We start from the raw sequence: 18,817 nt of genomic DNA, 5'->3' as shown, positions 1-18,817 counted from the left end.
GTGGGGGGTGGGGGGCGCCGCCTTGTGGAACCCCGCTTCCTGCTCATGGGGCATCGCCGGGTGGTGTCCGGTTAAGCGCCCAGCCCGCGGCCGCGGGGCAGGCCCCGCCGCTACCCATGGGCGCGATCCGGTAGCGCCGGGCCATGCCCGGCGGTCGCGCGTCAGGCGAGCGTAATCCCCGCCTTGCCCAGCGCCTCGCGTACCATCGTATCGTTGGCCTCGGTCACCGGCCGGGTCAGCTCCCACAGGAACTTCACCTTGAAGCCGGACTTCACCGCGTCCTGCGCGCTCCACAGCACGCAGTAATCGCGGGCCAGGCCGCACACGTGCACTTCGCGGATACGGCGCTCATGCAGCCAGCCGGCCAGGCCGGTGGCCGGGCGCTCGCCATCGGGACCGTGGTTCTCGCGGAAGGCGCTGTACGAATCCACCTGTTGGCGCGTGCCCTTGCGCAGGATCAGGTCGGCCATGGCCCAGTCCACGTCCGGGTGCAGAGCGGCGCCATCGCTGCCCTGCACGCAATGGTCGGGCCACAGGGTCTGCGGCTGCGCGTGCAGCAGGATGGTCTCGAACGGGCGTTGGCCGGGGTGCTGGCTGGCGAACGAGGCGTGATCGGCCGGGTGCCAGTCCTGGGTGGCCACCACCGTGCGGTAGCGGCGCTGCGCCAGCAGTCCGGCAATCGGTGCCACCAGCGCATCACCCTGGTCGCAGGCCAGCGCGCCGCCCGGCATGAAGTCCGGCTGCAGGTCGATCACCAGCAGGGCGACGTCGGCGGGCAGGGCGGTCATGGCAGATCCACTACAAGAGAAGGGGCGACCAGCGTGGCCGCCCCTCGCTCACACGTCAATCGCCCTGCGGCGTCCCAGCGTCCTGCCCGTAGTACAGCAGGCCGATTTTGATCCGCTCGCGGCCGTTCTCGCGACGGTGGCGGTTGGCATCGCGCAGCGAATACACGCAGCCGCAGTACTCCTGCTGGTAGAACTGCTCGCGCTTGCTGATCTCGATCATGCGGCTGGCACCGCCGCCCTTGCGCCAGTTGTAGTCCCAGTACTGCAGGCCTTCGTAGCGCGAGGCGGCGCGGATGCCGCAATCGTTGATCTGCGCCATGTTCTTCCAGCGCGAGATGCCCAGCGACGAACTGATGGTGTCGTAGCCGTGCTCGTGCGCGTACAGCGCAGTGCGTTCGAAACGCATGTCGAAGCACATCGTGCAGCGGATGCCGCGTTCGGGCTCGTTCTCCATGCCACGCGCACGGCTGAACCAGTTGTCGGTGTCGTAGTCGCAGTCGATGAAGGGAATGCCATGCTGCTCGGCGAAGCGGATGTTTTCCTGCTTGCGCAGTTCGTATTCCTTCACCGGATGGATGTTGGGGTTGTAGAAGAAGATCGCGTAGTCGATCCCGGAGGCGGTGATCGCCTCCATTACCTCGCCGGAGCAGGGCGCGCAGCATGAATGCAGCAGCAGGCGCTTGCCGTTGGCAGGCAGGGTCAGGGTGGGGCGTTGGAACTCGGTCATCGTCAGGTACCGCATGGACCGCCGGCAACGGCGGTGGCCCATGCATCTGTGCGTGGGTGGACAGGGCTGGCCGGATACCGTGAAAAGGACGCACGCGGCCGCACTGCCCGCACGCGCAGGTCAGCGACGGCCCCGGCACCCTCCCCGCGGAGAGTCCAGGTCGAGTCAGGGGACGGTCGTGTCCCCCGGCCGGGGCCGGTATTCGGGCTGATGGACACGGGCCGCAGCCCACCTACTACCTGCCGCTTCCCAGGCGCGAGCCCAGTGCTGTTGGCAGGATTCGTTTCCATTCACCGCTGCGGGGCAGCTCCGGAATGGGCGCGCCAGGCGCCTTCACCGGATTCCCGTTCAAATCCCTGTCGCCATCAACGCTGCGGCGGGGATACCTTCGGCGTGCCCACGGTGGACGCGTCGAGGGCAATGGTCAAGGGTCAATGAAAGCTCGGGGCTCTGGTCCGTTTCTCAGGCCGTGAGAGCGCCGCTTGCCATACTGGGCATCGACAGACGGGAGGTGGCTCGTGGCGGCGAAGTACTGCGATCTGGTCATGAAAGGCGGCATCACCAGCGGCATCGTGTACCCCAATGCGGTACTGGCGCTGGCGCGCGAGTATCGCTTCAAGAGCATCGGCGGTACCTCGGCCGGCGCCATTGCTGCGGCGGTGGCGGCTGCGGCGGCATGCGGCGATCGTCGCCAGCAGGCCGGCGAGCACCTGCCCAGTGATGCCGGTTATGGGGGGCTGTCGGCGGTGTCGGCGCAGCTGTCGCGGCGCGGGTTCATCTACAGCCTGTTCCAACCGGCGCGGGGCGCGCGTGCGGCCTATCGGCTGCTGGTGGTGCTGACCGGCAATGCGGGCCTGCCACACAAGCTGCTGTGCCTGGCGGTGGCGGTATTCGAGATCGCGCCGCTGGAAGTGCTGGTGTCGCTGGCGCTGCTGCTGGGCCTGGGCGGGTGGGGCGGCGGCTGGAGCGGTGTGGCCGCCACGCTGCTGCCGTCGCTGCTGTGCGCCTACGGTGCCGGTGTGGCCGGTGCCGTGCTGCGCGTGGCCCGCGTGGCACGGCGCAACCTGCTGGGCCTGTGCAGTGGCCTCGGCCGCGATGCACGCAAACCGGCGTTGACCGAGTGGCTGCATGAGTGCCTGCAGCAGTTGTCAGGCAAGCCACTTGATGCACCGCTGACCTTCGCCGACCTGCACGACGCACCGCGCTATGCCGGCGAGCCGGACAGCCCGCACGCGATCAGCCTGCAGATGATCACCACCTGCGTCTCGCACAACGAGCCGCGTACGCTGCCACTGGGCGGCGCGCAGTTCTGGTTCCTGCGCGAAGAGTTCGAGCAGTTGTTCCCGGCCAGCGTGGTGCAGTGGCTGGTGGATCAGGCTGGCCCGCCGCTGGACGTGGAGGGGCGGCAGTACTACCACCTGCCGCAGGGCCCGAAGCTGCCGGTGCTGGTGGCCACACGCATGAGCCTGAGCTTCCCGTTGCTGATCAGCGCGGTGCCGCTGCACGAACCCTCGCGCCGCGAGCGCCGCTGCGAACCCACCGCGCCGGCGGCCGACCCCGAGCACAACGTGGCCGACAGCATGGAAGGGCTGACCAGCGCCGGGCAGGCTTGCGGTCCGGTGATCACTGTCTTCCGCATCTGCTGGTTCTCCGATGGTGGCATCAGCAGCAACTTCCCGATCCATCTGTTCGACGCCGCATTGCCGCGCTGGCCGACCTTCGCCATCAACCTGGTCTACCCGCAGCACGCCGAAGACGTGAGCCAGGGCAGCGGTAGCCGGCAGGCACTGGAGCATGCCGTGTTCCTGCCCACCGAGAACCGCCACGGCTGGCAACGGCATTACCAGTCCATTGCCACGCCGCTGGCCGCAGCCGAGCTGGGGCGTTTCCTGTTCGCGGTGGTGGCGACCATGCAGAACTGGCGCGACCTGCTGCAGGCGCGCGCGCCGGGTTATCGCGACCGCATCGTGCATGTGAGCCTGCAGGGCGACGAAGGTGGCATGAACCTGGACATGCCGCAGGAGGTGCTGACCCGCATCGCCGACAAGGGCAGCCTGGCCGGTGCGCGGTTCTGTTCGTTCTCGTTCGAGAACCACTACTGGATCCGCTGGCGCAACCTGGCCTCGGCCTACCAACGGTACACGCTGGAAGTGGCCCGTACCGACGACCCGGCGCAGCAGGTACTGGCCTATCGCGCGGCGTACTCGATGGTCGCTCGCGGCGAACCGACACCGCCGTCGTACAAGCTGGGCTCGGAAGACAAGCGTCGCGGCTCGCAGCAGCTGTGGGCGCAGATGGTCGAGCAGGGCCGAACCTGGGAGGACCTGGGCCCTGACCTGACCGACGGCGCACCGCGTCCGCTGCCGCAGATGAAGGTGACGCCGATCTACTGAGCCGGTTCTTGGTAGATCCACGCCGTGCGTGGATGCATCTCGAATCGGGGTCAGATCCGTTCTCCTATGGAAAATGGATCTGACCCCTGCGGTGGCTCATCGCCAGGGGGCAACCACCGCATCATCCTGCAAGGGTGCATACAACGGCAGCGCCAGCTCCTGCTTCACCCAGCCCGGATTGAGCGCACGCAGGCCGGCCAGGTATTCGCGGGCCAGTGCGATATCCCCTTGCCGCATCGCCAGGCGCGCAGCGCGCGCCCAGGTGCGGTCCCAGCCGTGGGCCAGTGACAACGAGGTCGCCAGCGCAGCGCGCGCACCCGCCACATCACCCTTCTCCCAGCGCTCCTCCGCGCGGATGATCGCCTCGTTGGACAGGCGCATGTCGTACAGCTCGCGCAGCCTCGCGACCGCGCGCGGGTCGGCGTCCACGCGCAGATCGGTGTCCTGCCAGTCGCCCCCCGGCGTGCGCACCAGCAGCGCGGCCGACCACTGCCCACTGCGCTGGCCGCCCGCGGCCTGGCCGGCTTCCAGCGCCGCCAGCAAGCGTGTGGCAAGCGCTCCGTGCGAAGCCGTAAAGGTACGTTGCATTGCCGTCAGCACGTCCGGTCCGGCCAGGCCATTGCCCTGCACGCTCAACATGCCGTCGCCGTGCGCACCGGCCCAGCTGGCCTGCTGCGCGGTGGCGCCGGTGTATTGCGCATTGCCACCGCGCGCACTGATCAGCCCCACCTGGCGCTCGGCGAGCGTGGTGCCATCGAAGTTGCCGTCTTCATCCAACAGCTGCTTCAGCACCTGTGCAGGTGTACGACCTTTGGCCAGTAGTTCAAGGCCTTTGGACCCATAGGTCGGGTTGGTCTCGAACTGGCTGGCGACCGCGCCGACCTTCGCCTGCGCCCACGGCACCCCCACGCCCCCGACCGCCAGGTTGTGCGTGGCGACCGCCACCCCGCAGTCGCCGGCCTCGTTGCAGGCGGCGATGGAAAAGGTCGCCCACGCCGGCGCGGCGACGGCAGCGAGCAGCAGGGCCAGGCAAGAGCGCAACAGGGACATGGGTGTCTCCATGGGCAGGCATTGCATTGGGATGCAGCCTACGCACGAAAGGTTTAGTAGATCCACGCCATGCGTGGATGCGCTTCGATGAAGGCTCGAAATATTCGATCTCGATCGGATTCCATCCACGCATGGCGTGGATCTACGGTGTCGACCAAGGTCGACACCCACCAACAGCAGCGTACCGACCAACGGTCAGCACCCACCAACAGCAGCGGGAAACTGTCGAAGGCGGGGGTGGGTCCGGTTGCGGGGGCGTGAGCGCCATGGATGGCGCGACCGAGCCTACATGGACGTATTCACGGCGTCCCCCGCAACCGGACCCATCCCGCATCCCACGGAATGCCGGCTTTTGCCGTGGCCGTGGCCGTTGCTTCGGCCTCTGCAGGTGCAGGGCGCAGCCCTGCCGAACCAACCCTACCGCCCCGGCAACTGCGCGAACGCACGCTGCATGCAGTCCTCCCGCGGGCACACCCGGCACCCCGGGCCGATCGACACCGAATTGCCCGGGCTCTGCACATCCAGCCCCAGCGAATACACCAGCCGCTCGGCATGCTGCAGATCGCAGCCCAGCGCCACCGCGAAGGTCTTGCGCGGCTGGCCATGGCCGACCGGACCACTGCTGACTTGCCGTGCCAGCCAGAAATGCCGTCGCCCATCGGGCATGCGCGCGGTCTGCGTAAGGATGCGCCCGGGCTGGTTGAACGCCTCGTAGACGATCCACAGCGGGCACGAACCACCCACCTGCGAGAAGTGGAAGTCGGTGGCCGAATGGCGCTTGGACACATTGCCCGCGCGGTCCACGCGGATGAAGAAGAACGGCAGCCCGGGCGCGCTGCGCCGTGCCAGCGTGCTCAGCCGATGGCAGACCGCTTCGAAGCCGACGCCGAACTGGTGTGCCAGCAGTTCGATGTCGTAGCTGCTGGCCTCGGCCGCACGCAGGAAGCGCATGTACGGCATCACCAAGGCGCCAGCGAAATAGTTCGACAGACCGATGCGGGCCTGAGCGATGCGTGCCTCATCGGTGAAGCCGGCACGTGCCACCACCGCATCGATCTGCGGCAGGTAGCCGTGCAGGGCCAGCTCGGCGGCCATCTGGAATGCCTGCTGGCCTGGCTCCAGGTAGTCCGGCAACCACAGCCGCCGTGCTTCGGCATCGTACTGGCGCTTCTCGCGCCCGGCCTGCAGCGCGGCCACTTCCACCAGCACGCCGTGGCGGTCGGCCAGCAGCTGGCGCAGGCGTGGTGCCACGTGCCCGGGCGACAGCCCCCACTCGGCGAACAGACGCTCGGCCAGCTCGTCCAGTTCGGGAATGTGGTTGTGCATGCGGTTGAAGAACTCACGCACCTGGTCGCCTGCGGGCAGGATGCTGCCGGCGCCGGGCTCGCCCAGCTGGAACTCCAGGGCGGCGGCATGCTCACGCAGCGCCAGGTGGCGGCGGTGCAGATCCAGCAGGGCGCGGCTGACCTGCGGCAGGTTGCCGGCCAAGGCGCGCAGCTCGGTCGCGCTGACCTCCGCCAGGCCCAGGTCGCGCAGGGTTTCGCCCAGCGCTTCCTGCAGCGCGGCAGGCTCATCTTCGTCGAATAGTGAGGAAACGTCGCCCAATACTTCGCCCAGCTTCTTCTGCACGGCCGGGGTGAGTGGGCGCTTGTTGCGCTCGATCTGGTTCAGGTAACTGGCCGACAGGCCCAAGGCGCGGGCCAGATCCACCTGGCTGTAGCCGCGCTGCTCGCGCAGCCGCAGCAAGCGAAGGCCAAGCTGCCGCTGGCTGGATGAATAATTCACAGAATTAACATAAATCGTCTGGCGTGTTGGCCAGATTAAGCGGATTCAGGCCGGAAATCGAGGTGGCTGCTGTGAATAATGCCAAGCATCTTTCGAGCCCGTGGGATTGTCGTCATGACTGTTGAAGCGCCCCGTATCCGCATGCTGATCGATGGCCAGTTCATCGAATCGGCCACCTCCCACTGGCAGGACGTGATCAATCCGGCCACCCAGGACGTGCTGGCCAAGGTGCCGTTCGCCACCACCGCAGAAGTGGACGCCGCCGTCGCCGCCGCCAAGGAAGCCTTCAAGACCTGGCGCAAGACCCCGATCGGCACCCGCGCGCGCATCTTCCTGAAGTACCAGCAGCTGATCCGCGAGAACATGAGCGAGCTGGCGCACATCCTCACCGCCGAACAGGGCAAGACCCTGCCCGACGCCGAAGGCGATGTGTTCCGCGGCCTGGAAGTGGTCGAGCATGCGGCCGCCATCGGCAACCTGCAGCTGGGTGAGTTGGCCAACAACGTGGCCAATGGCGTGGATACCTACACGATCATGCAGCCGCTGGGCGTGTGCGCTGGCATCACCCCGTTCAACTTCCCGGCGATGATTCCGCTGTGGATGTTCCCGATGGCGATCGCCACCGGCAACACCTTCATCCTCAAGCCGTCCGAGCAGGACCCGATGGTCACCATGCGCCTGGTCGAGCTTGCCCTGGAAGCCGGCATTCCGAAGGGCGTGCTGAACGTCGTCCACGGCGGCGAGGAAGTGGTCAACGCGATCTGCGACCACCCGGACATCAAGGCCGTGTCGTTCGTCGGTTCCACCCGCGTCGGCACCCACGTGTACAACCGTGCCTCGCTGGCCGGCAAGCGCGTGCAGTGCATGATGGGCGCCAAGAACCACGCCGTGGTGCTGCCGGACGCCAACAAGGAACAGACCCTCAACGCGATGGTCGGCGCCGCCTTCGGTGCGGCCGGCCAGCGCTGCATGGCCGCCTCCACCCTGGTGCTGGTCGGTGAAGCGCGCAACTGGGTGCAGGATCTGGTTGAAAAGGCCAAGACCCTAAAGGTCAGTGCCGGCACCGTGGCCGGCACCGACGTCGGCCCGGTCATCTCCTGCAGCGCCCGCGAGCGCGTGGAAGGCCTGATCGCCTCGGGCGTGGAGCAGGGTGCCAAGCTGGTGCTGGATGGCCGCAAGCCGCAGGTCGATGGCTTCGAGAAGGGCAACTTCGTCGGCCCGACCATCTTTGCCGGTGTCACCACCGACATGCGCATCTACCAGGAAGAAATCTTCGGGCCGGTGCTGGTCATCCTCGAAGCAGAGACGCTGGAAGACGCCATCGCGATGGTCAACAGCAACCCGAACGGCAACGGCACCGCACTGTTCACCCAGTCCGGCGCTGCCGCGCGCAAGTTCCAGGAAGACATCGACGTCGGCCAGGTCGGCATCAACGTGCCGATCCCGGTGCCGGTGCCGCTGTTCTCGTTCACCGGTTCGCGCGCCTCCAAGCTGGGCGACCTGGGCCCGTACGGCAAGCAGGTGGTGCTGTTCTACACCCAGACCAAGACGGTCACCGCGCGCTGGTTCGATGACGAGACGCTGAGCCACGGCGTCAACACCACGATCAGCCTGAAGTAACGGCAGGAGCAGCCATGAGCCACTCGATGACGACGGAACTGGACGAAGCACAGCAGGCGTACCGCGAGGCTGCGCGCGACTTCGCACTGGCCGAACTGGCGCCGCACGCCGCGCGATGGGATGCGGAGGGCATCTTTCCGCGCGAGGCGATCGCCAAGGCCGGTGAGTTGGGCTTCTGCGGTCTGTACATGGACCCGGAAGTGGGCGGCAGCGGCCTGAGCCGACTGGACGCCGCCGTCGTCATCGAGGAGCTCGCCAGCGTCGATCCGTCGACGGCGGCGTACATCAGCATCCACAACATGGCCTCGTGGATGGTGTCCACGTGGGGCCAGCCGGCACTGCGCGATGCCTGGGGCAGCGACCTGTCCTCAGGCAGCAAGCTGGCCTCGTACTGCCTGACCGAGCCGGGCGCCGGTTCCGATGCGGCCTCGCTGAAGACCACCGCCGTGCGCGATGGCGACTTCTATGTGCTGAACGGCTCGAAGGCCTTCATCTCCGGCGCCGGGGCCACCGAGCTGCTGGTGGTGATGGCGCGCACCGGCGGTGCCGGTGCCGGTGGTGTCAGCGCCATTGCCGTGCCGTCGGACCTGCAGGGCATCAGCTTCGGCCGCAAGGAAGAGAAGATGGGCTGGAACAGCCAGCCCACCCGCGGCATCACCTTCGAAAACGTCCGCGTGCCGGTCAGCCACCTTCTGGGAGAGGAAGGCGGCGGCTTCAAACTGGCGATGAAGGGGCTGGATGGTGGCCGCATCAACATCGCCGCCTGTTCGCTGGGTGCCGCGCAAGGTGCGCTGGATGCCGCACGCCGCTACATGGGCGAGCGCCGCCAGTTCGGCAAGGCGCTGGCCGAATTCCAGGCGCTGCAGTTCAAGCTGGCCGACATGGTCACCCAGCTGGTGGCCGCGCGGCAGATGGTGCACACCGCCGCACGCAAGCTCGATGCCGGTGCCAGCGACGCCAACGTGTGGTGCGCGATGGCCAAGCGTTTCGCCACGGATGCAGGCTTCAACATCTGCAATGAAGCGCTGCAGATCCACGGTGGCTACGGCTACATCCGTGAATACCCAATCGAACGCCTGCTGCGTGACTGCCGCGTGCACCAGATCCTGGAAGGCACCAACGAGATCATGCGGGTGATCGTTGCCCGTCACCTGCTCAACACCGAAGAGGAACTGCGATGAAGGATTGGCGTACCCAGGAGCACGTGGGCCTGAAGGTGGAGGTCGATGGCCACACCGCCGTGGTCACCCTGAACAACCCGCCGGCGCACACCTGGACCGTGCACAGCCTGTCGGCGCTGCGCGACCTGGTGGGCGCGCTCAACGCAGACCGCGACATCTACGCGTTGGTGATTACCGGTGACGGCGAGAAGTTCTTCTCCGCCGGTGCCGACCTCAACCAGTTCGCCTCCGGCGACAAGGCCGCTGCGCGCGAGGCCGCGCGTCGCTTCGGTGAAGCCTTCGAAGCGCTGTCCGAGTTCCGTGGCGTGTCGATCGCCGCCATCAACGGCTACGCCATGGGCGGTGGCCTGGAATGCGCACTGGCCTGCGACCTGCGCATCATCGAAGACCACGCCCAGGTGGCGCTGCCGGAGGCCACCGTCGGCCTGCTGCCGTGTGCCGGTGGCACCCAGAACCTGCCGCGCCTGGTGGGCGAGGGCTGGGCCAAGCGCTTGATCCTGCTGGGCGAGCGCATCAATGCCGAGACCGCACTGCGCATTGGCCTGGCCGAAGAAAAGGTCGGCAAGGGCGAAGCCAAGGCACTGGCACTGGAATGGGCGAAGAAGGCCGGCAAGCAGAGCCCGACCAGCATCGCCGCCTGCAAGACGCTGGTACAGGCCACCCGCGCCGGCACCCACGCCTCGGCGCTGGTGGCCGAGCGCGAAGCCTTCGTCGACCTGTTCGACACCGCCGACCAGGTCGAGGGCGTAACCGCCTTCCTGGAAAAGCGCACCGCGCAGTGGAAGAACGCATGAGCATCGACACCGCTGCCGACGACGCACCGGTGCTGTTCGAAGAGCGCGTGGCCGGCAATGGCACGCGCATCGGCATCGCCACGCTCAACGCGCCGCGCACGCTCAACGGATTCTCGCTGCCGATGGCGCATCTGCTGCTGAAGCAGTTGAATGCCTGGACCGATGATGACGGCATCGCCATGGTGGTGCTGCAGGGCGCCGGTGAAAAGGCGTTCTGCGCCGGCGGCGACCTGCACAGCCTGTACAAGAGCATGGTCGCCTTCCGCGAGGCCGGCCGCAGCGACATCCGCGAGAACGACTACGCCGCCGAGTTCTTCGACGTCGAATACCGCGTCGATTACCTCATCCACACCTACGCCAAGCCGATCCTGTGCTGGGGCCATGGCATTGTGATGGGCGGCGGCATCGGCCTGATGTCCGGTGCCAGCCACCGCGTGGTCAGCGAACGTTCCAAGCTGGCCTTCCCGGAAATCACCGTCGGCCTGTTCCCCGATGTCGGTGGCAGCTGGCTGCTGCCGCGGGTGCCGGCCAAGGGCGGCCTGTTCCTGGCCCTGACCGGTGCACTGCTCAACCCGGGCGATGCCATCTATGCCGGCCTGGCCGATGTGCACGTGGCCGAAGAGCGCCGCAGTGCAGTGTTCGATGCGCTGCTGCAGGTGGCCTGGTCCAGTGACCCCGCACACAACCACGAACGCCTGACCCATCTGCTGCAGTCGCATGCCAGCGATGCCGCCACCGGTCCGCTGCTGGCCAATGCGGCACAGGTCGAGGCGCTGTGCGAAGGCGATGACCTGCAGGCCATCGTGGCGCGCATTACCGGCCTGCAGACCGACGACGCCTGGTTGCAGGCGGCTCAGAAGACCCTCGCCGCCGGTGCGCCGGGTTCGGCGCGGCTGGCCTTCGAGCTGCAGCGTCGCAGCGCCGGCCAGGATCTGGCCAGTGTCTATCGTCTGGAGTACATCACCGCGCTGCACTGCGCCGCCCACGGCGATTTCGCCGAAGGCATCCGCGCGCTGCTGATCGACAAGGACCGCAACCCGCAGTGGAACCCGGCCACCCTGGCCGAGGCCAGCGGCGCGTGGGCCGACACCTTCTTCGCTTCCCCCTGGGCCGATGCCGCGCATCCGCTGGCCGACCTGGGCACTCACCTTGTTGAAAGGAGCCTTGCATGAGCCGCATTGCATTCATCGGGTTGGGCAACATGGGTGGCCCGATGGCCGCCAATCTGGTCAAGAACGGCCATACCGTGCGCGTGTTCGATCTGGTCCCGGCCGCGGTGCAGGCCGCCGTCGATGCCGGCGCCAGCGCGGCGGCATCGGCGCGCGACACCCTGGCCGATGCCGAGGTGGTGATCTCGATGCTGCCGGCCAGCCGCCACGTCGAAGGCGTGTACCTGGGCGACGACGGCATCCTCGCCGCGATTCCGGCCGGTGCACTGGTCATCGACTGCAGCACCATTGCCCCGGCCAGCGCGCGCAAGGTTTCTGAAGCCGCCGCCGCACGTGGCCTGCAGATGATCGATGCACCGGTCTCCGGTGGTACCGCAGGCGCCCAGGCCGGCACGCTGACTTTCATCGTCGGTGGCGAAGAGGACGCGCTGGAGCGTGCCCGTCCGGTGCTGCAGGCGATGGGCAAAAACATCTTCCACGTGGGCGCCAGCGGCGCCGGCCAGGTCGCCAAGCTGTGCAACAACATGGCGCTGGGCGTGATCATGGCGGTGACCGGTGAAGCCATTGCGCTGGGCGTGGCACACGGGCTGGACCCGAAGGTGCTGTCGCAGATGATGGCGGTCAGCACCGGCCGCAGCTGGGCCACCGAAGTGTGCAATCCGTGGCCGGGCGTGCTGGAAAATGCACCGGCCTCACGCGGTTACAGCGGCGGCTTCGGCAGCGATCTGATGCTGAAGGACATGGGCCTGGCAGTGGAAGCGGCGATGAGTGTAGGCGCCTCGATCCCGCTGGGCGAAGTGGCCCGCAACCTGTACTCGATGAACCACCAGGCTGGCCGCGGCAAGCTGGATTTTTCCAGTGTGGTGCAGCTGATCACCAGCGAGAAGTGACCTGGTAGTGCCGGCCGCTGGCCGGCAACCTCATGCCCCCCTGTGGGACAACGAAGGTGGGATGGGCGGATGTTCGGTTTCGACCGGCGTCCGCCCATTTTTTTCCCTCCCTCGGGTAGTGCCGGCCACTGGCCGGCATCACCGCATCAGGCCACGACCAGCGTCACGTCGATGTTGCCGCGGGTGGCATTCGAGTACGGGCACACGATGTGCGCCTTCTGCACCAGCTCTTCGACCTGCTCGCGCGGCACGCCCGGCACGTTGATGGTCAGCTCGGCTTCGATGCCGAAACCGGTCGGGATCTGGCCGATGCCGACCTTGCCGGTGACGGTGGTGTCGGCCGGCAGCGCGACCTTGGCCTGGCCGGCCACGAACTTCAGCGCACCCAGGAAGCAGGCAGAGTAACCGGCGGCGAACAGCTGCTCCGGGTTGGTGCCCGGGCCACCGGCGCCGCCCAGCTCGCGCGGGGTGGACAGCTGGATGTCCAGCACGTTGTCGGAGGAGACGGAACGGCCTTCACGGCCGCCGGTGGAGGTGGCCTGGGCGGTGTACAGAACCTTTTCGATGGACATCGGGATGCTCCTGGTCAGTGGGTGGGTGTTGCGATGGAGACTACTTTGCCCGCTTTCCGCGTACGTTGGGTGACATTCCGTCTTCAAAATTTGATCCATCGTCCGGCCGGCCTAGATCGTCCACTCGCGGTCGGTGGTGAACATGATGGTCAACCAGCGGTCCGGCGAGGCCTCGCCCAGCGCGTCGCCGATCTCGTCGCGCAACTGGTCCCATTCCACCAAGGGCCGCGGCGGGTCGTCTTCCGGCACCACGAAGAACAGCTCGATCTGCTCACCTCGCCCCACCTGCGCCACGTAGCTGCGGTGCTCGACGAAGCCGTGCCTGGCCACGATCCCGCGTGCCACCGCATCCACATGCGCCTGCAGTTCCGGCGGAGTGACCAGCAGGATGCCGGCCAGCGCCCGGCGCACGGTGCCGAGCGGGGCGATCATCACCAGCACGCAGACGAAGGCAAGGATGGCCGGGTCGATGTACGGCCCGACCCACGCCAGCGAGGTGCCCTGCACCAGCACGCCGCCGAGGAAGGCCAGCAGATAGCAGGCCGACATGCTGGCCGCGATCACCCAGTTCTTCGCGTCCAGCGCGATGAACTCCGAACCGATGCGGCGGTTGGCGCGCAGGATGAACCCGGCCAGCGCACCTTCGCCAACGATCGACAACCCGGCGAAGGCGATGGCTGGGCCGAGCGCGATGTGGCGGCCGCCGGACATCAGCGCATCCACCGCGTTGACCATCGCATACAGCGCCGCACCGATCATCAGCGTGCCGCTCACCCCCAGCACGATCGGCTCCAGGTGCCAGAAGCCCATGGTGAAGCGCTGGTTGAGCCTCGACTGCAACGCGTCGGTCTGGGTGGACAGCGCGATCAGGCGTGCCACCAGCAGCGACAGCCAGGTCATCACCACGTCGATCAGGCCGTAGATGCCATCGAAGATGATCAGCGAGGAATTGGCCAGCAGGCCGAATACCACTGCGGCGGCGGCCAGCAGCAGCGAGGCGGCGATTGACAGGCGCAGCACGCCCTGTTCGGTTGCGGGGTCGAAGAACTGCGCGCGGTCGTTGGCCATGCCTGGATTGTAGAGCGGAGCCACGCTCCGCTGCCGTTGCGGACTGTCCCCTACATGGCAGACCACGCACGCTGCCGGGCTTCCTGGCAGCCTGGGTGTTCTACGGGCTGACTTCACGCCCCAAGCCACCGCAGTTCGAAAGGACCGTGGAAGCGCTGGTATTTACCTTCGTAGTCCAGGCGCTGGTCAAGTTCATCGAACTGATGCTCCTGCTGGCTGGTCGCTGCTTTGTGCTGGGGATCTGGACCGAGACCAGCAGCCTGCTCTGGGGGTTTGTCCTCGCCGGACTGCTGGGGACAGGATTGGCCCTCGCTGCGAACAAGGACTTTCTCCACGCGGGTCTCCGCCGCGCAGGCTTCACCACGCGGACGTCCCACCCCAGCGAGTGGTACTGCGTGCTCGGTACGCGTCCTGCTTTCGTGGTGCTGCAACTGAAGGATGGCCGTCGACTGACCGGCTACCCCAAGGAGTGGCCGATCAGCCCGGCTGCGGGACAGTTCTACATGCAGATGCCGGCCTGGCTCGTGGATGCGGATCCGCCAGATGAAGGTGCGGATCCGCTGGCAAACCCCGCCGTGGTGGAGCTTCCGCAGCTCGATGGCATACTGATTCACGCGGTGGATGTGCAATGGGTCGAGATTCTCCAGGAGACAGACAATGGCTAAGTTGAGGAAGGGTTCCAACCCACCACTGGACCAGCTGGTCGTATCCATGGAGAACGCAAACCCCAAGCTCCCCAAGGGCAGGAAGCGTCCGCTGCCACCGCCCAGCCCACCCCGGCCGCCAGCCGGAAGCGGGCCCAACCGGCGCTTGCCGCGCGACTGACCGGGCGCATTCAGCCGGGCGGTGTAAACTATTGATCTCACTGGCAATGCCAGTCTCCACGATCAACGCCCCGATGACGTCCGCCACCGCCCGTTACGCCGATTCCCTGCGCCTGTCCGTTGCCCCGATGATGGACTGGACGGATCGCCATTGCCGCGTGTTCCATCGCGTGCTGGCGCCGGGTGCGCGCCTGTACACGGAAATGGTGCACGCCAACGCGGTCATCCACGGCGACCGCGAGCGCCTGCTCGGCTTCGACCGCAGCGAACAGCCGCTGGCGCTGCAGCTGGGCGGCAGCGATCCGGCCCTGCTGGCGCAGGCTGCGCGCATTGCCGCCGAGTGGGGATACGACGAGGTCAACCTCAACTGCGGCTGCCCGTCCGACCGCGTGCAGGCCGGGCGTTTCGGCGCTTGCCTGATGCGCGAGCCGGTGCTGGTGGCCGAGTGCGTGGCGGCGATGGTCGATGCGGTCGACATCCCGGTGACGGTGAAATGCCGCCTGGGCGTGGACGAGGACAACGATTACGACGTGTTCGCCGCCTTCGTCGACCGCCAGGTCGCCGCCGGTGCCGCAATGGTGGTGGTGCATGCGCGCAACGCGTGGCTGAAGGGCCTGTCGCCGAAGGAGAACCGCGAGGTTCCGCCGCTGAAGTACGACTGGGCCTACCGCCTCAAGCAGGAGCGCCCGGCACTGCCGGTGGTGATCAACGGCGGCCTGGCCAGCATCGAGGCGGTGCAGGCGCAGGCCGCGCACGTCGATGGTGTGATGCTGGGCCGCGCGGCCTACCACGACCCCTACCTGCTGCATCAGCTGGAGGCGCTGCACACCGGCGCCCCGCTGCAGGCCCGTGGTGACCTGTTGCGCGCGCTGCGCCCCTACGTCGAGGCGCGTCTGGGCGAAGGCCTGGCGCTGAAGCACATCACCCGCCACCTGCTCGGCCTGTTCCACGGCCAGCCCGGCGGCCGCGCATTCCGTCAGGTGCTGAGCGAGGGCGCACACCGCCCGGGCGCCGACTGGAGCCTGGTCGAACAGGCCTTGGCGGTCACCGAACGCGAAGCTGATCGCGCCGCAGCGTGACGTCCGTCACAGTCCTGACTTGACAAGGAGCGGCGATTCGTCCCGAATGTTCACCTAGATGAACAACTCGCGGCATCGCCCGGAAAAGTTCAGATCGGATTCACTGCCCCAAACCAAGAATTTGCAAAGGAATTGTAAAGGCCGGGTCCCGCACCCGGCTTCCGGATTTACGACTTTTGAACGAATCGCCGTGCTCGGCTAGGATCGCATCGATGTCTTCCGCTCCCTTCCATCGCCGCATTGCCCTGGCCACCTGCGTGGCGCTGTCGGCTGTGCCGCTGTCCTCGGCGCTTGCGCAGCAGCCGCCGCGCGGCGACCAGGGGCGGGCGGAGATGATGGAGCGGGGCGAGCGCGGTGGCCGTGGCGACGAGCGCTCGCTGTCCGATGCCGTGCGCCGCGTGCAGCGCACCACCGGCGGCCACATCCTCGGCGCCGAGCGTGTGCCGTTCGATGGGCGTGACATCAACCGGGTGAAGTACATGGACGACCGGGGCCGTGTCCGCTACATGGACGACCCCGCCCCGTCGCGTTCACAGCCGCGCACGCCGCGGTCGGATATGTCATCACTACGCGGCGATAACCCCTGAACAGGGATAGTTGTCGCTATCAACCCGTACCCCACAGGCCTCCGGGCCACACCCAGGACACTAGGGAGAGTTCATGCGTATCCTTCTGGTCGAAGACGAAGCCCCGCTGCGTGAGACCCTGGCAGCCCGGCTCAAGCGCGAAGGCTTTGCCGTCGATGCTGCGCAGGACGGCGAGGAAGGCCTCTACATGGGGCGTGAAGTTCCGTTCGATGTCGGCATCATCGACCTCGGCCTGCCCAAGATGTCGGGCATGGAGCTGATCAAGGCCCTGCGCGACGAAGGCAAGAAGTTCCCGGTGCTGATCCTGACCGCGCGTTCGAGCTGGCAGGACAAGGTCGAGGGCCTGAAGCAGGGTGCCGACGATTACCTGGTCAAGCCATTCCACGTCGAAGAGCTGCTTGCCCGCGTCAACGCGTTGCTGCGCCGCGCCGCCGGCTGGAGCAAGCCGACGCTGGAATGCGGTCCCGTTGCACTGGATCTCGCCGCCCAGACCGTCAGCGTCTCTGGCAGCAATGTGGACCTGACCAGCTACGAGTACAAGGTGCTGGAGTACCTGATGATGCACGCCGGTGAACTGGTCTCCAAGGCCGACCTCACCGAGCACATCTACCAGCAGGACTTCGACCGCGATTCGAACGTGCTGGAAGTGTTCATCGGCCGCCTGCGCAAGAAGCTGGACCCGGATGGCGAACTGAAGCCGATCGAGACCGTGCGCGGCCGCGGCTACCGTTTCGCGATTCCGCGCAACGAGGGCTGAGCCGGCTCAGCCTGGCGAAACCATGATGTCCGGCCGTCTGTGGTTCTTCCGACGCTGGCGGCCGCGCTCGCTGCAGGCGCGCCAGATGCTTGCCGCGTCCGTGGGCCTGGTCGCGTTTCTGGCCCTGGCCGGTTACGCACTCGACGCCGCCTTCGCCGATACGGCGAAGGCGAACCTGCGTGAGCGCCTGAAGAACTACGCCACCGCCTACGCGGCCGGCATCGACTTCACCCGCGACCGCTCGCTGTACATCCGCGAGCAGCCGCCGGATTCGCGCTTCGACGTGCCGGGCAGTGGCCTGTACCTGCAGGTGGTGATGCCGCACGGCAAGGGCAATTCGATGTCCGCCGAAGGCCCGATGCTGCCCACCGTCGGCGGCGGCCTGCTGGCACCGCGCCAGGAAGTGTTCGAAGGCCCGCTGCCGATGATCCAGATCGACGGCAGCCAGGGCTCGGTGTACCGCTATGGCCTGGGCCTGGTGTGGGACGCCGACGCCGACCCGGCCACCGAATTCCCCTACACCATCTACGTGATGGAAGACTCGCGCGCGCTGGGCGCGCAGCTGCGCGTGTTCCGTGGCCGGGTCTGGTTCTACCTGGGTGGCATCGGCCTGATCCTGCTGCTGCTGCAGACCGTCATCCTGCAGTGGAGCCTGCGGCCGCTGCGTCGCGTGATCACCGAGCTGACCAAGGTGCAGCGCGGCGAAACCGAGCGCATGAGCGAGCGCCACCCGCGCGAGCTGGAGCCGCTGACCGACAGCATCAACGCCTTCATTGAAAGCGAGCGCGAGAACCTCGAGCGCCAGCGCAATACCCTGGCCGACCTGGCGCACAGCCTGAAGACGCCCATCGCCGTGCTGCGCACGCAGATGGACAGCGGTGCCGGCGATGGCGCCCTGCGCGAGGAGCTGGACGTGCAGCTGCAGCGCATGAACAACCTGGTCTCCTACCAGCTGGCACGTGCTGCATCGTCGGGCCACAAGCTGTTCTCCGCGCCGCTGCCGATCGAATCCAACGCCGAGGAGATCGTGCGCGGCCTGGAAAAGGTCTATGCCTCCAAGGGCGTGCTGTGCGAATTCGACATCGACCCGGCCGCGCGCTTCCACGGCGAACCGGGCGACCTGCAGGAACTGCTCGGCAACCTGCTGGAAAACGCCTTCAAGTGGGCCAACCGCCGCGTGCTGCTGACCGCGCAGCCGCTGCCGGCACCGAACGCGCGCCGCGCTGGCCTGCTGCTGGCGGTGGACGACGATGGCCCGGGCATTGCCCCGGACGACATCGGCAAAGTGCTACAGCGTGGCGTGCGTGGCGACGAGCGCGTGCAGGGCCACGGCATCGGCCTGTCGATCGTGCAGGACCTGATCAAGGATTACCGCGGCGAACTGGCCGTCGGCCGTTCCAGCGAACTGGGCGGCGCCCGTTTCGAAGTGCGCTTGCCGCCGGGGCCGTAAGCCCCGCAAACGGTAGTGCCGGCCGCTGGCCGGCACCCTCATGATCTTCGGTGGCATTGCCAAGGTGCCGGCCAGCGGCCGGC

General features: G+C 67.3%; 17 protein-coding genes and 1 riboswitch. Of the genes, 11 read left to right on the top strand and 6 right to left on the bottom strand.

Translation table 11 applies throughout. The features are described from left to right. Positions 1–161: 161 nt before the first annotated feature. Positions 162–788 (bottom strand): bifunctional nicotinamidase/pyrazinamidase, encoded by a 627-nt coding sequence (gene pncA, locus R5H29_RS15775; protein ID WP_111097699.1) that lies wholly within the window; start codon positions 786–788, stop codon positions 162–164. A gap of 55 nt (positions 789–843) precedes the next feature. After that, entirely contained in the window at positions 844–1,530 is a 687-nt protein-coding gene (locus R5H29_RS15770) for an epoxyqueuosine reductase QueH (protein WP_019661858.1), read from the bottom strand. A 160-nt stretch (positions 1,531–1,690) separates the two neighbouring features. After that, positions 1,691–1,906, bottom strand: a riboswitch (cobalamin riboswitch). A 127-nt stretch (positions 1,907–2,033) separates the two neighbouring features. Here R5H29_RS15770 and R5H29_RS15765 point away from each other — a divergent pair. Continuing rightward, positions 2,034–3,908 (top strand): patatin-like phospholipase family protein, encoded by a 1,875-nt coding sequence (locus R5H29_RS15765; RefSeq protein WP_332329434.1) that lies wholly within the window; start codon positions 2,034–2,036, stop codon positions 3,906–3,908. Between the two features lie 96 nt (positions 3,909–4,004). Here R5H29_RS15765 and R5H29_RS15760 read toward each other — a convergent pair whose 3' ends face one another. Next, positions 4,005–4,958 (bottom strand): DUF1028 domain-containing protein, encoded by a 954-nt coding sequence (locus R5H29_RS15760; RefSeq protein WP_019661853.1) that lies wholly within the window; start codon positions 4,956–4,958, stop codon positions 4,005–4,007. Between the two features lie 417 nt (positions 4,959–5,375). Further along, positions 5,376–6,743 carry a short-chain fatty acyl-CoA regulator family protein gene (locus R5H29_RS15755; protein ID WP_019661852.1) on the bottom strand — a complete coding sequence of 456 codons (1,368 nt, stop codon included), beginning with the start codon at positions 6,741–6,743 and terminating at the stop codon, positions 5,376–5,378. Between the two features lie 114 nt (positions 6,744–6,857). On the opposite strand from R5H29_RS15755, the gene R5H29_RS15750 reads away from it, so the two are divergent. From R5H29_RS15750 to mmsB, 5 genes are read left to right on the top strand one after another with little or no spacing between them, the layout of a single operon-like run. Continuing rightward, positions 6,858–8,363, top strand: a complete 1,506-nt coding sequence (locus tag R5H29_RS15750; RefSeq protein ID WP_019661851.1) for a CoA-acylating methylmalonate-semialdehyde dehydrogenase — start codon at positions 6,858–6,860, stop codon at positions 8,361–8,363. A 14-nt stretch (positions 8,364–8,377) separates the two neighbouring features. Then, positions 8,378–9,544: an acyl-CoA dehydrogenase family protein gene (locus R5H29_RS15745; protein ID WP_332329433.1), complete on the top strand. Its 1,167-nt coding sequence runs from the start codon at positions 8,378–8,380 to the stop codon at positions 9,542–9,544. After that, positions 9,541–10,338 (top strand): enoyl-CoA hydratase, encoded by a 798-nt coding sequence (locus R5H29_RS15740; RefSeq protein WP_332329432.1) that lies wholly within the window; start codon positions 9,541–9,543, stop codon positions 10,336–10,338. Before R5H29_RS15745 ends, R5H29_RS15740 begins: the two co-directional genes overlap by 4 nt. Beyond that, positions 10,335–11,510, top strand: a complete 1,176-nt coding sequence (locus R5H29_RS15735) for an enoyl-CoA hydratase/isomerase family protein (RefSeq protein ID WP_332329431.1) — start codon at positions 10,335–10,337, stop codon at positions 11,508–11,510. The genes R5H29_RS15740 and R5H29_RS15735 overlap by 4 nt, the downstream gene beginning before the upstream one ends. Next, positions 11,507–12,397 (top strand): 3-hydroxyisobutyrate dehydrogenase, encoded by an 891-nt coding sequence (gene mmsB, locus R5H29_RS15730; protein WP_057496613.1) that lies wholly within the window; start codon positions 11,507–11,509, stop codon positions 12,395–12,397. The genes R5H29_RS15735 and mmsB overlap by 4 nt, the downstream gene beginning before the upstream one ends. A gap of 146 nt (positions 12,398–12,543) precedes the next feature. Here the strand turns inward: mmsB and R5H29_RS15725 are convergent, their stop codons facing one another. Both R5H29_RS15725 and R5H29_RS15720 read right to left on the bottom strand, forming a co-directional pair. Next, on the bottom strand, positions 12,544–12,969 hold the full coding sequence (locus tag R5H29_RS15725; protein ID WP_005411948.1) for an organic hydroperoxide resistance protein: 426 nt from the start codon (positions 12,967–12,969) through the stop codon (positions 12,544–12,546). 111 nt (positions 12,970–13,080) lie between these two features. Then, positions 13,081–14,037 carry a cation transporter gene (locus tag R5H29_RS15720; RefSeq protein WP_332329430.1) on the bottom strand — a complete coding sequence of 319 codons (957 nt, stop codon included), beginning with the start codon at positions 14,035–14,037 and terminating at the stop codon, positions 13,081–13,083. On the opposite strand from R5H29_RS15720, the gene R5H29_RS15715 reads away from it, so the two are divergent. The 5 genes from R5H29_RS15715 to R5H29_RS15695 all read left to right on the top strand — a co-directional run bounded on the left by R5H29_RS15715 (position 13,974) and on the right by R5H29_RS15695 (position 18,734). After that, the gene (locus R5H29_RS15715; RefSeq protein ID WP_332329429.1) at positions 13,974–14,702 is read left to right on the top strand and encodes a DUF6338 family protein; all 729 of its coding nucleotides are present in this window, start codon (positions 13,974–13,976) and stop codon (positions 14,700–14,702) included. The genes R5H29_RS15720 and R5H29_RS15715 overlap by 64 nt on opposite strands. A gap of 206 nt (positions 14,703–14,908) precedes the next feature. Further along, complete coding sequence (dusA, locus tag R5H29_RS15710; protein ID WP_111101768.1) at positions 14,909–15,940, top strand: tRNA dihydrouridine(20/20a) synthase DusA; 1,032 nt, start codon at positions 14,909–14,911, stop codon at positions 15,938–15,940. A 212-nt stretch (positions 15,941–16,152) separates the two neighbouring features. After that, positions 16,153–16,527, top strand: coding sequence for a hypothetical protein (locus R5H29_RS15705; protein ID WP_058979781.1), 375 nt, complete (start codon positions 16,153–16,155; stop codon positions 16,525–16,527). Between the two features lie 73 nt (positions 16,528–16,600). Further along, the gene (locus tag R5H29_RS15700) at positions 16,601–17,284 is read left to right on the top strand and encodes a response regulator transcription factor (RefSeq protein ID WP_053520384.1); all 684 of its coding nucleotides are present in this window, start codon (positions 16,601–16,603) and stop codon (positions 17,282–17,284) included. Positions 17,285–17,309: 25 nt separating this feature from the next. After that, positions 17,310–18,734, top strand: a complete 1,425-nt coding sequence (locus R5H29_RS15695) for a sensor histidine kinase (protein WP_032953760.1) — start codon at positions 17,310–17,312, stop codon at positions 18,732–18,734. The last annotated feature ends 83 nt before the right edge of the window (positions 18,735–18,817 follow it).

It is taken from the genome of Stenotrophomonas sp. A3_2, assembly GCF_036624925.1.
Classification (GTDB): Bacteria; Pseudomonadota; Gammaproteobacteria; order Xanthomonadales; family Xanthomonadaceae; genus Stenotrophomonas; species Stenotrophomonas hibiscicola.
This window is presented reverse-complemented; position numbering and strand designations above follow the sequence as displayed.